At 56.2% G+C, this 15,770-nt stretch carries 15 protein-coding genes; all 15 read right to left on the reverse strand.

Annotated elements, in window-relative coordinates; translation table 11 throughout:
- Nucleotides 1-248 precede the first annotated feature (248 nt).
- Nucleotides 249-1,124, reverse strand: a complete 876-nt coding sequence (locus tag CLV97_RS05865; protein WP_106344601.1) for a helix-turn-helix domain-containing protein — start codon at nt 1,122-1,124, stop codon at nt 249-251.
- Between the two features lie 152 nt (nt 1,125-1,276).
- Nucleotides 1,277-3,187, reverse strand: coding sequence for a sigma 54-interacting transcriptional regulator (locus CLV97_RS05870; RefSeq protein WP_106344602.1), 1,911 nt, complete (start codon nt 3,185-3,187; stop codon nt 1,277-1,279).
- Nucleotides 3,188-3,228: 41 nt separating this feature from the next.
- The gene (locus CLV97_RS05875; protein WP_106344603.1) at nt 3,229-4,470 is read right to left on the reverse strand and encodes an MFS transporter; all 1,242 of its coding nucleotides are present in this window, start codon (nt 4,468-4,470) and stop codon (nt 3,229-3,231) included.
- A gap of 116 nt (nt 4,471-4,586) precedes the next feature.
- Nucleotides 4,587-6,110, reverse strand: coding sequence for a sodium:solute symporter family protein (locus CLV97_RS05880; RefSeq protein ID WP_106344604.1), 1,524 nt, complete (start codon nt 6,108-6,110; stop codon nt 4,587-4,589).
- Entirely contained in the window at nt 6,111-6,341 is a 231-nt protein-coding gene (locus tag CLV97_RS05885; protein ID WP_106344605.1) for a hypothetical protein, read from the reverse strand.
- A 46-nt stretch (nt 6,342-6,387) separates the two neighbouring features.
- Nucleotides 6,388-7,293 carry a hydroxymethylglutaryl-CoA lyase gene (locus tag CLV97_RS05890; protein WP_106344606.1) on the reverse strand — a complete coding sequence of 302 codons (906 nt, stop codon included), beginning with the start codon at nt 7,291-7,293 and terminating at the stop codon, nt 6,388-6,390.
- Between the two features lie 101 nt (nt 7,294-7,394).
- Nucleotides 7,395-8,627 carry a CaiB/BaiF CoA transferase family protein gene (locus tag CLV97_RS05895; protein WP_106344607.1) on the reverse strand — a complete coding sequence of 411 codons (1,233 nt, stop codon included), beginning with the start codon at nt 8,625-8,627 and terminating at the stop codon, nt 7,395-7,397.
- 375 nt (nt 8,628-9,002) lie between these two features.
- Nucleotides 9,003-9,266 (reverse strand): YciI family protein, encoded by a 264-nt coding sequence (locus CLV97_RS05900; RefSeq protein ID WP_106344608.1) that lies wholly within the window; start codon nt 9,264-9,266, stop codon nt 9,003-9,005.
- A 58-nt stretch (nt 9,267-9,324) separates the two neighbouring features.
- Nucleotides 9,325-9,795 (reverse strand): flavin reductase family protein, encoded by a 471-nt coding sequence (locus CLV97_RS05905; RefSeq protein ID WP_106344609.1) that lies wholly within the window; start codon nt 9,793-9,795, stop codon nt 9,325-9,327.
- Nucleotides 9,796-9,991: 196 nt separating this feature from the next.
- The gene (locus CLV97_RS05910) at nt 9,992-10,273 is read right to left on the reverse strand and encodes a ferredoxin family protein (RefSeq protein WP_211295691.1); all 282 of its coding nucleotides are present in this window, start codon (nt 10,271-10,273) and stop codon (nt 9,992-9,994) included.
- A complete protein-coding gene (locus tag CLV97_RS05915) occupies nt 10,270-11,577 on the reverse strand; it encodes an FAD-dependent oxidoreductase (RefSeq protein WP_106344610.1) in 1,308 nt (435 codons plus the stop codon). Before CLV97_RS05915 ends, CLV97_RS05910 begins: the two co-directional genes overlap by 4 nt.
- A gap of 165 nt (nt 11,578-11,742) precedes the next feature.
- Entirely contained in the window at nt 11,743-12,798 is a 1,056-nt protein-coding gene (locus CLV97_RS05920) for an electron transfer flavoprotein subunit alpha/FixB family protein (RefSeq protein WP_106344611.1), read from the reverse strand.
- Nucleotides 12,795-13,652, reverse strand: a complete 858-nt coding sequence (locus tag CLV97_RS05925) for an electron transfer flavoprotein subunit beta/FixA family protein (protein WP_211295692.1) — start codon at nt 13,650-13,652, stop codon at nt 12,795-12,797. The genes CLV97_RS05920 and CLV97_RS05925 overlap by 4 nt, the downstream gene beginning before the upstream one ends.
- 324 nt (nt 13,653-13,976) lie before the next feature.
- Nucleotides 13,977-14,801 carry a carbohydrate ABC transporter permease gene (locus CLV97_RS05930; protein ID WP_106344612.1) on the reverse strand — a complete coding sequence of 275 codons (825 nt, stop codon included), beginning with the start codon at nt 14,799-14,801 and terminating at the stop codon, nt 13,977-13,979.
- Nucleotides 14,801-15,715, reverse strand: a complete 915-nt coding sequence (locus CLV97_RS05935) for a carbohydrate ABC transporter permease (protein ID WP_106344613.1) — start codon at nt 15,713-15,715, stop codon at nt 14,801-14,803. Before CLV97_RS05935 ends, CLV97_RS05930 begins: the two co-directional genes overlap by 1 nt.
- Nucleotides 15,716-15,770: the final 55 nt, after the last annotated feature.

Here is a 15,770-nt window from a genome sequence, read left to right on the forward strand (position 1 = left end):
CAGGTGATCCTGCGGTACCAAATCTTCGATATTGACCAATTCAATACTGCCTTGCCGATGGGAGTGGGTTTGAAACATACCATCCCGTCCTTATCCTTTTTGTGTTATCTTCTGATTTCGACAAAAAAAGACTGCTGACCTGCTACCTTTGTCAGCAGTCTCACGCCACCTAAAGGGTGGCGGGGGATATCTGCAGGTCCGGGAGAGAGCGTTTTTCCGCCTCCGCTTACGCCTCCCGCACCGGTTTTTCATCGATCCTTTTCCGCGGCCTCCTCAAACCCCCCATCAAAGGCTTCGGCATCGTAGGTCGATGCCGCTTCCTTGAGGGCGTAGGACGCCGTTTCCCAGGCCTCCCATTCGTGGCGGCCGGGCACGCGGAAATCCTCCGTGGAAGCCAGGCGACGGGCGCGGCGCGCTTCCTGCTCCAGCCGGTGGGCCAGCTGATTGAACCGGGCCCGAACGTTCTTTTCCAGGGAACCGTTCGACTGTTCCCGGCAGTACCACAGGCAATTGGGACACATCACCCACATCAGTTCCCCATCCACGTAGACGTCGGCAAACAGGGCGCCGGGATAAAAATGATCCGTCACTTGGCAAAAATCGCAGTTCATTTCCTTGCGGCCCGTCATCAATCCCAGTTTGAGGCTCACCTTCTGCCGGGCGCCCTCTTCCTCCACCTCTTTTTTTCTGAGGCGCTCCACGATCTGAAAGAATCGCCCGATCCACTCCTTCGCCTTCTCGTCCAGTTTCTCGTTCCACTTCGCGTTTTTGAGGCCGTTTAACCAATCGGAAAAGAGCTCCTTCGCCCGATTCCTCCACGGCTCCTCTTTTTCTTCCTCTTGATCCGCCGAAAGGACGGTCAACGACGTCGATCCCTTCACTTCCCAATCCTGCAAAGGTTCGGGATTCGGGTCCTCCGTCGGTTCATCTCCCAACTTCTCCATTTCCTCATGGGGAATCAACCACTGATCCCCCTTTTGCACACCCTGAATCGTTCCCTCAAAAATGCGGCGCTTCAGGTCGTCGATACTCACCTTCCTCGCCTTGGCCACTTCCTCCAGGGTATAAAGCATCTCCACCCGGTCGGACACGCCGATTGGATCCTTTTCCGGAGAGGAAGCCAACAGACCCCGCTCCTTTCCTGTCTGTATCCCAATTTGGATTATTGTTTTCTTTACACCATCCCTTCGCCAATTCCTTCGTCATTTACAAAATAAGGCAAAAGAATTACCTTTTCGACAGAATCCACCTTGAAAGGCATGCCTGTCCCCTTCTTCTATCCGTCCTCTTCAAAGCTCCTCAGCTTCCGCCACAGGGTGGTTCGACTGACCCCCAGTTTCCTCGCCGCCATCGCCTTGTTCCCGCCGGCTTCCCGCAGCGCCCTCATGATGTTGGCCCGTTCCGCCTTTTTCAGCTCATCCGACAAACGGGACGAAGCCTTACTCGGTCCAAACCCGCCCGAATCGCTCTCAACCAACTCCTCAAGCAACTCCCGGAACAAATGCGGGAAGTTCTCCCCTGCGTGTTGATAAAGGACGGCGATCCGGTGGACAACGTTTTCCAACTCCCGAACATTCCCTTTCCAGGAATATCCGGAAAGAAAACGGGTCAATTCACGGGCGATCTTCCTGCTCTCGGACGTTGCGATTCCCTGCCGCTTCAACAAGGACTCTGTGATCAGGGGAATATCTTCCCTCCGCTCCCGCAATGGAGGAAGGTGAAGAAACAGCATGTTGAGCCGGTAATACAAATCCTCGCGAAAAAACCCCTCTTCGACCAACCCGCGCAAATCCTTGTTGGTGGCCGCGATAATGCGAACATCGACAGGAATGATCGAATCCCCTCCGATTCGCATGATCTCCCTCTCCTGCAGCGCCCGAAGCAATCGGGCCTGCAGGTTGGGAGAGAGTTCCCCGATCTCGTCCAAAAACAGCGTCCCGCGATGGGCCAGCTCAAACAGCCCCCGCTTCCCGCCCTTTTTGGCCCCGGTAAAGGCCCCATCCTCATAACCGAACAATTCGCTCTCCAGCAGGGACTCCGGCAAAGCGCTGCAATTGACGGCGACAAAGGGCTGATTCCTTCTGTCGCTGTGATTGTGAATGCTTTGGGCGATCAATTCCTTGCCGGTACCCGTCTCTCCCTGAATCAGCACCGTGGCGTCCGCCTCGGCGTAGATCTGGGCCCTTCGCAACCAGTGTTTCATCACCTTGGACCGGTGAATGATATCCGAAAACCGGTATTTGGCCACCAGTCCCTTGCGATGCAGTTCCCGGCGGATTTTTGTCTCCGCATCGCTCACTTTGGAGGTTTCTTGAAACGTAATGACACCTCCCAGGTTTTGTCCATCCACCCGAATCGGAACCATGTTCAGGATCAGATGGGTTCCGTCGACTTGGGTCAAAGCGTTTTCCACCGATTCTCCCTCGCTTAACAGGTGCTCCCAGGCCAAGTCGGGCAGAAAAGAACGGATGGGTTGACCGCAAAGTTCACGTTCCGTTTTCCCGAGCAACCTCAGAGCATGCCGGTTCAACCTTTCCACGCGCCCTTGGGGATCGACGGCCAGGATCGCATTGCTGGCATTTTGGATGATCGCGTTGATCCGCTCCAGCTTTTCCCGATCCTTTCTCGCCAACTGGATGATGCCGGCCGCCCGTTCAAAGGCCTTGGCGATGGACTTTTTCGAATACAAAAAGATGGCTTGAGCCCCCAGCCGCCGCGCTTCATTACAAACCGCACTGGTACCGACGAAGGTTCGGATTCCCTTCTCAAGCCATCCTTTGATTTTTTGCACCGCCTCCCTCTCATCACGATAGGTATCGTGATGTATTCGAAAGGGAAACAGGTGGTCGAACGAGGTATATTCCTCAAAAATGCGTCCATATCGCATCATGACGATCTCCTTCGTCTCCGGCTTGACTTGTCTGAATGCGTGAAGGAGATCATCCCCGGACACATCCAAAAGAATCGCCGCCGTCCTCTTCAACCCGGACACGAATCGGGCATGCCCCCTCACCGTGATGATCACCTGCACCGATTCATCCCGGTCCAACTGTTCCACCACCGTGACGGGATCGCCAATTTTCAATTCCTTGATTCCGATTGAAAAGGGATATTCCCGCTCCCGGATCACCGATCGCACGACGTCGGTCAAATACGGATAACTCAAAAAATATACGGGATGAGCCATTATCCAACTCCTCTCCGTATACAAAAGAATCCATATTCCTATTATTCAATTTTGTGCGTTTCCTCCGCAAGCGGAAAAATCCTCCCGCTTCCTGCAAAGGGAAGGGATGCCAATAGCGCCGCTATGCACATTCCCATTAAAAAAAGCAACATCCATCCCGTCTGTCCGAAAGCAAGAAAACATCCCGTCAGCACGGGCCCGAAGAAAGAGCCCAGGTCCCTGAAAAAGCGCCAATACCCCAAGATTCTCCCCCTCTGGTGTGCGCTTCCGATCATGCTGGCCCGCATTTCCGCACTGGTGACGGCCAAACCGCTCCCGCAACCCGCCAGTGCGGAGAATACGAAAAACATCCCAACGCCTGGGAACAACAGGATGACGCACGCTCCGACGGTCAACAAAAAAATGCCGGTCAAGGTGACCCTCCAACTGCCAATGCGATCTGCCAGCCACCCGCCCAGAGGCTGGAAGACGACATATGTGACGGTAAACAGGGAGATGATCGAGCCGATGGCAACGATGTCCGAGACGTGCCAAAGGATGTAGAGCGGAATAAAAAAAGTGACGATGCCGTCCTCCACGCATTTGATCAGCATGCCGTCGTAGGCGAGCACCCATTTTTCGACGGCATTTCCCGTCCCCGGGTCCGAACCGCGCCCCGCGGAAAGCCTTCCACCGGGATCCGACCGTCTGGATGTCTCCACCGGCGGGAGGTCATGGAGAAACCGCGCGGCAAAAACCAAGCCGATTCCCCCGATGACGGCCATCAGCACCATCAATCCTCTCATTCCGATTTGAAGCAGGATCATAGGGGCAAAAAAGCCGGATAGAGCGATGCCCAACCATGTAAACATCTTTTGCAGTCCGAAGGCCGTTCCCCTCTTCTGCGGCAAAGTGATGTCTGCCAAATAAGCCAACATCGCCGTCGTTGCCCAGCTGACACCGATCGCCAGAAGCACGCGCCAAATTCCCATAGCCACGCTGGAACGGCTGAACCCGATCAGAAGAATGCTGACCACCGCGAACAGGGCGATTGAGAAAAGCATGTTCCCTCTTTTGGAAAACCGGTCGGTCAAATGGCCGCCGACGATGTTCATCGCCGCCCGGGGCAGGCCAAACAGGGAAAGCAATACCCCCATCCACAGCACGTCCGTTCCGGACGTCTCCATCTGCACCGACATGACCGCCCGCTGCGCCCCGTATCCCCAAACCGTCAAAAAGGAAACCAGCATCAGCACTCGGAAATTTCGCGCATAAGGGAACTCCCGATTTTCATCGGTTGACAAAAGGGATCACCTTCTCATGGAGAAAAGTATGAAGAGAACCGGCCGACTGCCTCGACCGGTTTGATTCATGGGAGACGACATGCGTGCTTCCCCCGGATGAAATCCCCTCTGGAACACTATCCCTCCAGCCGTTTGCCGGCAGGTGCGGCATCGATGGAGAGGATCTCCCGGGAGCGCTGCTGCTCCTGAACGCTGGAAGAAAACAGATAACTGCCTCCGATGCAGATGAGCAGATTGACCATCAGACCCCACAATCCGCTGTGAATGCCGAGCGGATTCTCCACATGGGCCAAGGTCATGTATCCGGCGATGCCCGCTCCGACCAACATGCCCAAAAGGACCGCATGCTTGTGCAGCCGGTGCCAGTAAAGGCCCAGAATAAACGCCGGGGCCACCTGAATCAGCACTTCGAACTTCAATATGAAAATCTCATAGAGGGTCGCGGGAGGATACCAGGCGATCATCAGCAGGATGAACACCATCACCACGCCAACCACTTTTCCCACCATGATCTTGGTCTTCTCGGAGGCGGCAGGGTTGATCAGGCGTTCATAGATATCCCGGGACACCATGGACGAAAAACTTAACAGGACGGAATCGGCGGTCGACAGAATCGCCGCGACCACTCCGCCGAACAGCAATATCATGGCCCAGTAAAAAAACAGATTCTCATTGGCGATGGCACTGGCGATCATCCCCACCAGCTGTTCCGATTCCTGCACCGAAAGCCCCGGAAAGGCCTTAACCCCGATCAAACCGACCAGCATCACCAACCCCGTGGTGATAAACGGCATCCAAGCCATGTTCCTGAGCGATTTTTTCAATGTCTTTTCGCTCTTGGCACTGAAAATGCGCTGCACCGCATGGGGATAGACCGCCGCACCGATTCCGACGAGAATCAACATGCTGATCCAGGACAGGTTGCGTTCACCCGTCGGCACGCCCAGTTTTTCCGGCGCATAAGTCGCCATATAATCGGATGCTTCGGGCAGTCCGCCGAAATACACCATCGTTCCCACCAGCATCAAAACGATTCCCACAAAAAGGGCAATTCCCTGCATCGCATCCGTATAGGCGACGGAGCGCATCCCTCCCAGCCATCCGTATATCAACATGACGATGATGAAGAAAAGAACGGCCGCCTGATAGGGAATCGTTCCTCCGGTCAATCCGGCGACCCCGTGCCCGATCGCAACCAGCTGTTCCAGCAGGTAATTGCCCAAACCGTAAAGCATCAATAAGGTGCCCACCAGGGTGACCGCCTTGGATTGAAAACGCGCTTCCAACCAATCGGAGGGCGTGATGAAACGGTGCCGCTTTGAGAGCACATACAGCCTCGGGGCAAACAGCAGATACCCCGCGATGACCAAAATCATAAACGGAATCGATTGCACCCATTCAAATCCCAGCCGATACGCGTTGGGAGCATATCCGACGATCGTGTTGCCGCTGTACTGGGTGGCGTACAGGGTGAAAAAGAGGACCATGACCCCCAACTGGCGTCCTCCCAGAAAATACTCATCCATGCTTTGATGCAAACCCTTGTTTCTCAGGTAGACATAAACCCCGATTCCCAGCATGATCAGCCCGTACACCACCATGATGAAAACCCCTGACCAACCTGCAAAGGCCAGCTCCATCTACAACCTCTCCTCCTTTTCCCCATCACCTTCCATATCCCACTCGTATTTCAACACATACGTAAGAAACAGCGATATCGCCGCCGAACCCAGCAGAACGATGATCACCCAGTAGGGAAAGCCGAGAATGACGGGTTCAAAGGACCCGACCGGCAAATACCAGGGAACGCTCAGAAAAAAGAGAATCCCGAAAACCAACCACAGTTTCCCGTTGCGAATCGGTTCTTTCATACAGCCTCCCTCCGATCTTTTCATGCGGGACAACGTCCCCTGAAAGCTATGCAGGATGGAGATCCGTAGCCTTTCCCGCCTTGATGACCTGACCCGGAAGTTCCCTGTCCAAAATCTCCTGCAACTCCCTGGCCGCCCGAATGAGAGCATCCAGATCCACCGGGACCTCGTATCCCATGCTCTGGAGCATGTGTACCAGATCTTCCGTGCAAATATTCCCCGATGCCCCCGGTGCAAACGGGCAACCGCCGATTCCCCCCAAAGAAGCATCGTAGCGCACCACACCTGCACGCAATCCCTCCAGCACATTCGCCAGACCCATTCCGCGCGTGTTGTGAAAATGGAGCGTGAGCGGAAGATCGGGAACCGCATCTTTGACTCGCCGACAGACCCGGTAAACTTGGCGGGGGTTGGCCATCCCGGTCGTATCGGCGAGACTGATTCCCCCAACGCCTTGTTCCACGCACCTTGCGACGATGGAGAGGAGACGGCTTTCGGCGATTTCCCCTTCGTACGGACACCCGAAGGCGGTTCCCAAGGTGCAGTTCACGGTCACCGACGTCGCCCCCGTCAAATCCACGATCTTACCGAGTCGATCCAGGGACTCTTCGACGCTGCATCCCACATTTTTGCGATTATGGGTTTCGCTTATGGAGATCACCACATTGATTTCATCCACCCCGCAGTCCAACGCCCGCTCGGCTCCTTTCACATTGGGAACCAAGGCGGTGTAGCAAACCCCAGGAACCCGCTGAATTCCCTTCATCACCTCCTCCGCATCTCTCAGGTTGGGCACCCGTTTGGGAGAAACAAAGGAAGTCACCTCGATCTTGGACACGCCCGTTCGGCTCAGACGGTCGATCAACCGGATCTTGTCCTCCGTAGAAACGAAGGACGGTTCGTTTTGCAAGCCATCCCGGGGCATCACCTCATGGATATAAACCCGTTCCATTTCGGTTTCCCTCCTTAAAAACTCCTAGCGGGTTCCCCGAGAGGAACCTCATCGGCCGCCGCGAGAATCCCTCGCATGCCCTATTTCTCTGATCCGAAGATTCAAGAGGGCGCAGGCTTCGGGTCAGCCGGGGTGGAAATGGTCCCTTTTCGCTTCAGCTCCTCAATTTTCTCGTCATCGTAGCCGGCCCATTCCTTGAGCACCCTTTCGGTGTGTTCTCCCAATTCAGGACCCAACCATCGGGTTTGTCCCGGCGTATCGCTCAGTTTGGGAACAATGCCGGGCACCTTCAAGGTCTCCCCATTCAGCGGAAACTCTTCAATCATGCCACGCTCCAGAAAGTGGGGATCGCCCATCATATCCTCCACGCTGTAGATCGAGCCTGCCGGCACCTGGTGCTTATCCATCCACTCCAAAGCTTCCTTCAACGTTTTATTGCGCGTCCAAGCCTCGATCGCCCGATCGATCATTTCCATATGCTTGACGCGCCCGGAATTATCCTCGAGACGGGGATCATCAGCCAAGTCCTGCCGTCCGATCGCACGCATCAGCCGCTTGAAAATGCTGTCCCCGTTTCCGCCGATCACGATATATTTCCCGTCCCTGCACACATAGGTATTGGACGGAGCGATCCCCGGCAACACGCTTCCGGTCCTTTCCCGCACATACCGGTATTTGTCGTACTCGGGCACCATGCTTTCCATCAGGCTGAACACCGCTTCGTACAAGGCCACATCGACCACTTGACCCTTCCCGCTCTTTTTGACGTCCCTGCAATAAACCGCCATCAAGGTGCCGATCACGGCATACAGGGCCGCCAACGAATCCCCCAGGGAAATGCCCACCCTGGTGGGTGGCCGATCCGGATACCCCGTCAGGTGTCGGATTCCACCCATCGCTTCCCCCACGCTTCCAAACCCCGGTTTGTCGCGGTAAGGTCCGGTCTGTCCGTATCCGGATACGCGAACCATAATCAGCCGAGGGTTGATCGCCGACAGTTCCTCATAGCCCAAATTCCATTTTTCCAGGGTCCCGGGACGAAAATTTTCAACGAGGATGTCGCATTCCTTGACCAGATCCTTAATCACCTTCTGCCCGTCAGGATCCTTCAGATTGACGGTGATCGATTTTTTGTTCCGGGACTGAACTCTCCACCACAGAGAAAACCCCTTATACATGTATCGCCAATGGCGAAGGGGATCGCCCTTGCCCGGCGGCTCCACTTTGACGACTTCAGCTCCAAATTCGGCAAGAATTCGGGTGGTAAACGGACCGGCAATCAATTGACCCAGCTCAAGCACTTTCAATCCGGAAAGCGGCAGTTTTGCATCCATAAAAGTTTCTCCCCCTCCCCATCTGTTTTCCGACTATAGCATTTAGCAAATATTGTGCCAAAGTAGGGAATACTCCATAATTAAACGGCCCGCGCCGCCGGGAGCCTGAAAACGGCGGGAAAAATGTTTCATATATTAAACCTTGTGTTTCGTTTTCGAAACACAAGGTATCGATTCCCGCTATATGGCAAGCGAAAGCCCCGTTTCTCCGTCCCGACTGAACGGAAAATAAAAAACGCCGCCGATGCGGCATTTTGAAACAGGTCATGCGCATATCCATATACCATGGAAGGTTACTTTCCACAATCCCCTTCCGTACCAACAGGTTGAGCCGTCACCCGGCCCGCGAGGGACCGGGGACGGCGATTTTCTTTTTCAACCCCGGACCATATTCCATTCGTGCAGTTCCAGCCGGCGGACCCCCTCGACCACATACGGGTCCTTTTCCGCCATGTTTTTGGCCTCTTCCAGGGAGTCGGCAATATACACCACCATTCCTCCCGCCCCGTCGGCGAAGGGACCCATCGCAAAAATCTTCCCCTGTTCCTTCAGGGACTCCAGATAGGCCAAGTGCTGAGGTCGGAATTTCTGATTGAGCTCCGGTTTCTCCATGTGCAAAATGGCCGCGAAGTAAGCCATGGGCAACACTCCTCGCATCCAGAATCAGGCCCGCCTGCAAGGCTTCTCTTGAAAGCACTCAGTTTCCGGAATCCGAAGATATGGGAAAGAAGTTCCCCCGGAAAAAGCCCAGGGCATCCCCCTGATCATATTGGTAGTGCTTCACTTCTCCGAGATACAACACGTGATCGCCGCCGTCGTAAGCCTTCCAGGGAACGCATTGGATGGTGGCGAGAGCATCGGCCAAGTAGGGGGCGAAATCCCCCTCTTTCCATCGGACCTCCAGACCTTCCTGGGGCTTGCCCGCAAAATGAAGGGCGAGGTCCTGCTGATTACCGCGGAGGATGTTGACGGCAAAGGAGTTATCGCGCATGTAAGCGCAGGATTTGATTTTCCGGTTCACCGAAACCAGGACCAGGGGCGGATCGAGCGACACCGAAGTGAAGGAATTGGCGGTAAACCCGTGCTTGCCTTGATCGGTGTTGAAGGTCACCACGGTCACGCCTGTAGCGAAGCTTCCCAAACAATTGCGATAATCCCGAAGATCCATCCATTTCCCCTCCCACTGATGGCACACTCGCCGTTTCGGCGCATCTTGACCCCATTATACCGGAAAGAGCCGTCTCTCATCCATTCCATAAAAACAACCCTGTCTTGCCGACAGGGTGAAGCAGTGGGGTAGCCGCTTCTCAAACATCGCTGCGGCACACCTCATCTTAAGGAAAAACGATCTCTCCGCAGCGCTCTCATCCGTATTTGTACGTGATGCCATAACCGCCCTTCGGATACACCCAGTGGATGTTGTAATCGGGGCAACCGATCCGGCAAGTGCCGCACTCGATGCAGTTTTCAAAGGCCACCGTGGTCATTTCACCGGTCCATTCGTAGACATCCGCCGGGCAGAAATGGGTGCACTCCTTGGTTTCGCACCTCCGGCACACCTCCTGATCCTTGATGATCAGGTGGGATTGTTCATCCACCTTGTAGCGGATGGTGAACAGCCGATCGGCGATTTTCATTTCACTCATCCGTTCATCGCCCTCCATCCTTTAATCCCCAATTTCGCGAGCCCCCAGGTTCCGCCAGCCGCCTCCTTCAGATATTGGAACATCTTTTTCTGTTTCTCGCCCTTGGGAACCCCGTCGACGAGGAACAGCTCATAGAAAGCCTGATTGGCCGCTTGCGGCAAGCGGTTGAAGAGAAGGTCGGGATCTTCCTCCTTCAAGAATTCGTGCATTCCCTTGTATTTGACGAGGTCTTTTCGGATGAAGGATTGGTGAATCTTCTCGTCGTACAGGCTGAGGGTTTCCCGGGAGAAATCTCCGCGTTTTTTCGCCTCGATCACCGCTTCCGCGGCATATTTGCCCGAAGTCATCGCCAGGTTGGAGCCTTCCCGGTGAACGAAATTGACCAGTTGCGCGGCGTCCCCCGTGATGCACCAACCGTTTCCGCTGAGCTGCGGGACCGAATTCCAGCCTCCTTCGGGAATCAAGTGTCCGGAATATTCCTTCACTTCCCCGCCCTCGATGAGGCGGCGGATCATCGGGTGTTTCTTGACCTGGTCCAAAATCTCGTAGGGCTTTATCTTTTTCTTCTTGAGGTGGTTCACCATGACGCCGATGCCCAGGGAAAGGGTATCCTTGTTCGTGTAGAGAAAGCCCAACCCGGCCATCCCGAGGGAGGTTTTTCCCATAAATTCGATGGTAACCCCTTCGTCTTTCTCCAGGTTGAACCGGTCTTCGATCTTTTCCCGGGGAAGGGCGATCACCTCTTTGACCGCCAGCGAAACCTCGTCGGGCTTCCACTCCCGGTGGATGCCCAGGGATTTCCCCAAGAGCGAATTCACCCCGTCGGCGATGATCACCGCGTCGGCGTACAGGTCCCCGGCTTCCCGGTCCGTGCGGACGCCGATGACTCGATCCCCTTCGGTGATCAACTCGGTCGCCACGGTCGAATAAATCGGCAGGGCACCGGCTTCCACCGCCTGATCGGCGAACCACTGGTCAAATTTGACGCGCAGGGCCGTCCAGCAGTTGGCCGGCTCCTTGAACGCCTCGTTGCGGTGACTCAGGGTGACGGCCGACTCCTCGCCCATCAGCCAGATCCGCTGTTCGACGATCCGCCGTTCCACCGGCGCTTTTTTCCACTTGTCCGGAAGGATGTCCTCCAGCTGTTTTCGATACAATACGCCGCCGAACAGGTTTTTGGCACCCGGAAATTCGCCCCGTTCCAAGAGCACTACCGAGAGTCCCGCCTTGGCCATCGTATAGGCGGCGGCGCTGCCGGCGGGGCCGGCCCCCACCACGATTGCGTCAAATTTTTCCTGAGCCATCCTCTCCGCCTCCTCCGTTCCCTGTGGTCTTCCGTCCATGCAATCCTGCCCGTTTCAAAGCCTGGTGAGAATATCCTGGTCGGGCGCCGGAGGGGGCGCTTCTACCTGTCAACCGCATGACAGCGCTTTCGCGCCGCCCCCCGGCATGTTCACCGCTCGGCCACCTCAAGCCTGTTCAACCATTGCAAGTCCCCTGCGCTTCTTCACTTCCTCGATCATCGCCGGAACGATTTCGGACCAGTCACCCACCACCCCGTAGTGGGCCACCTTGAAGATGGGAGCGTCCGGATCCTTGTTGATCGCCACAATGACATCGGAGTTCTGCATCCCGACCACGTGTTGGACGGCACCGGATATCCCTACGGCGATGTACAGCTTGGGCCGAACGGTGTGTCCCGTCTGCCCCACCTGATGGTCGTGGCTGATCCATCCCGCTTCCACCACGGCCCGGCTCGCCCCGACCTCGCCTCCCAGGGCGTCCGCCAGCTCCTTGAGCACCTTGAATCCCTCGGGACCGCCCAGTCCGCGTCCACCGGCCACGATCACGGAGGCGTCTTCCAAGTTCACCCTCTGTTCATCCTGAATAAAGTCGATCACGCGGGCGGCCACATCCTCCTCCTTCACGGGACAGGCGAAGGGGATAGTCTCTCCCTGGCGGGAGGCATCCCTCGGCAGGGCGTCGAACACCCCCGGCCGGGCCGTCGCCATCTGCGGGCGGTATCTTTTACACAGAATCGTCGCCACCATCTTTTCCGAGAAGGCCGGACGGCTGGCGAGCAACAGCCGGCTGGGCGGAGGTTCCACATCCAGCATCGTGGAATCGGCGGTCAGTCCCGTCGGAAGGTGTGTCGCAATCGCCCCGGCCAAATCCCGCCCGGTGTAGGTCGCTCCGAACAGGACAATCTCCGGCTTGATCTGCCGGATCAACTCCAGGCAGACCCGGCTGTAGGGATAGGTGCGATAATCCTTCAACACCGGATCGTCGGCGAGGTACACCTTGTCCGCCCCGTAATAAACCGCTTCCTGTGCGAGGTGATCGACGTTGTGACCCATCACCAGCGCGAGGGTGTCCACTTCCAGCTTTTGCGCCAACTTCCGCCCGATCCCCAACAGCTGCCAGGAAACCGGCTTGGCTTTCCCGTTCCGCTGTTCAACGACCACCAGCACGCCCCGGTACTCGGACCAGTCGGGTTCGGTGTTCTGTTTGCGCTCTTCCGTCATTGGGCGACCTCCTCCCTCTCAGCAACCCAACCGAGCTTCTCCGGCAGTTCGGTTTCCCACAGCTTGTCGACCAGCTGTTTGGCGGTCTCTTCCGGAGACGCCTTCTCCAGGATTTCCCCGTCAACCGGTTTTTGCTCGGGAACCCACGATTTGGCCACGATGGTCGGCGACCCTTTGAGGCCGATTTTGTTGATATCGATATCCGGAAAATCCTTCACCGACCAGACGATGGGCTTATAGCGGGCCGCCCGGATCATCCCCGGCAAACTTGCCCGGCGGACCTTGTTCAATTCCTGAAGCGCCGTAATCAGCGCGGGCATTTTCGTCTCCACCACTTCCACGCCGTCTTCCAGATGGCGATGGACGGTGATCCGCCGCTTCTCGGGATCCAGATTCACCACCTTCTCGACGTAGGTGAGCTGTTCGAGATCCAACCGGCAGGCGATTCCCGGACCGACCTGCCCCGTGTCCCCGTCAAGGGTCTGCTTTCCGCAGAACACCAGGTCGACGGGACCGAATTCATCTGCCGCCTTCTGGATCGCCTTGGCCAGCACGTAGGAAGTGGCCAGCGTATCCGCCCCGGCAAACTTCCGGTCCGTGACCAGAATCGCCTCGTCCGCTCCGAGGGATATGCACTCCTTCAACGTCTTTTCCGCGGGCGGCGGACCCATGGTGATCACGGTGATGCGGGCACCGTACTGATCCTTGATGCGAAGGGCCTCCTCCAGTCCGTGCATGTCGTAGAAGTTGGCGATGGCAGGCACTCCCTGGCGGATGAGCGTGTTCGTCTTGGGATGGATCCGTATCTCACGGCTGTCGGGCACCTGCTTGACACAGACGACAATATGCAGCATCACCCAGACTCCTCCCCCTCCCGGTCCAAATCAAGCCCATGGACGCAAAGTTTGTTCAGTTTGTCACATACTTATTATATCAGAAATTTCTGCAGTTTGAAAGGTCAAAAATCCCCCTGGTCAAGGGTTTTCGTAAAATGTTCACCTTCCTTCAAAGAGAAAACCTGAACCGAAAAAAACCGATTCGTCATGAAATTTCCACCGGTGAACGAGGATCAAACATCCTCGGTCACCGGTGAACAAGAGGGCAACAGGAAGCGGGACCAACTTTTCGTAACGGAAACATCGAGCCGGACCCCTTCGGGATTCAAGGGTGACGGCACCTCATCCCTTCAGCGAACCGGCCAGAAGACCGCGGATGAAGTACCTTCCCAAAAAGACGTACACCAGCAGGGTGGGAAGCGCGGCGAGCAGGGCGCCGGCCATCTGCACGTTCCACTGCACGATCTGGCTGCCCGAGAGATTTTGCAGAGCCACCATGACCGGCTGCTGGGTGGAGGTGGTCATCGTGACGGCGAACAGAAATTCGTTCCACACCTGGGTAAACTCCCAAATGCCGACCACGACAAAACCGGAAAGGGAAAGGGGCAGGATGATCCGCCGGTAAATGCCCATCATGCCGCACCCGTCAATTTTGGCAGCCTCCAGGATTTCCGTCGGAATCCCCGCGTAAAAATTGCGGAAAATCAAGGTGGCGATCGGGATCCCGTACACCACATGAATCAGGATCAACCCGGGGATCGAGTTGTACAGGCCGATGCCCTGCATGAACTGGATCAGCGGAATCAGGATGCTTTGGTAAGGGATGAACATGCCGAACAACAACAGGGTGAACAACGTGTTGGCGCCGGGAAAGCGCCATTTGGACAGGACATATCCGTTCAGCGATCCCAGAAGGGCCGTCAAAAGGGTGGCCGGAATCGTAAGATACAGGCTGTTGAGCAGGTGGGGGGCCAGCTTCTCGTAGGCGGTCGCATAACTCGCCAGATCGAAGGAAGAAGGCAGCTCCCACATGCGGTCGAGGGTGGCCTCCTCCATTCCCTTGAAGCTGGTGACCACCATGACGTAAACGGGGGTCAGATAAAACAGGGAGAGGGCCACCAGGATCAGATAGAGCAGGAATCGCGGAAGTCGGCGTACGATGGGCATCACTCCACCCCCTTGCGCAGGTTGCTCCAAAGATAGGGTACGATGAGTGCGGAAACCAGAACCAGCATGATCACCGCGATGGCCGCCCCCTGGGCGTAGTGGTTCCCCCGGAAGGTGGTCTCAAACATATACACCCCCGGCATATCCGTCACAAACATCGCTCCGGGTCCCGTCATCGCATAAATCAGATCGAAAATCTTCAGGGAAATGTGTCCCAGAATGATGATGACGCTCAAGGTGATCGGCCGAAGCTGGGGCAGAACCACTTTGCGGAACACCTGCCATTCATTGGCCCCGTCCACCCGGGCCGCCTCCCTCAGCTCTTCGGGAATCGCCCGCAGGCCCGCCAGGTACATGGCCATCGCAAAACCGGACAGCTGCCAGACGGCGGCGATCACGACGGCGATCAGCGCCAGGGGAATTCCGAAGGAAATTTGGCCCCACTCGACGCCGGGAATCACCTGGGTATCCACGTACCACTGGGGAAGCTTCTCCAATCCCCACTCCTTCAACAGCAGGTTGACCCCCGTGGAAGGGTTGAAGATCCACTGCCATACCACACCCGTCACGATGAAGGACAAGGCCATGGGAAAGATGAAGATATTGCGGAACAAGGACTCGCCGCGGATTCGACGGTCGATGAAAACGGCCAGGAGAAGACCCAAACCCGCCGACAGGATGATGAAGAGCACCGTAAACACGAGCGTATTGCGCAGATCCGCCTGAAAGCGGAGATCACTAAACAGGTACAGGTAGTTTTTCAGTCCCGCCCAGGACCAGTCGGGCACAAGAGTGTTCCATCCCGTAAAGGAGACGGCTCCCGTCCACCCGATAAACCCGTAGACGAAGACGGCGATCGCCAAAAAGGAGGGAAGCACCAGCAAAAACGACATCCACTGTTCCTTTCGCCTCATTCCTTCGCTCCTTCTCCGTTGAATTGGATCAAATTGTTGAAAGGGGCGCGTCGCA

Source organism: Planifilum fimeticola, from assembly GCF_003001905.1.
Classification (GTDB): Bacteria; Bacillota; Bacilli; order Thermoactinomycetales; family DSM-44946; genus Planifilum; species Planifilum fimeticola.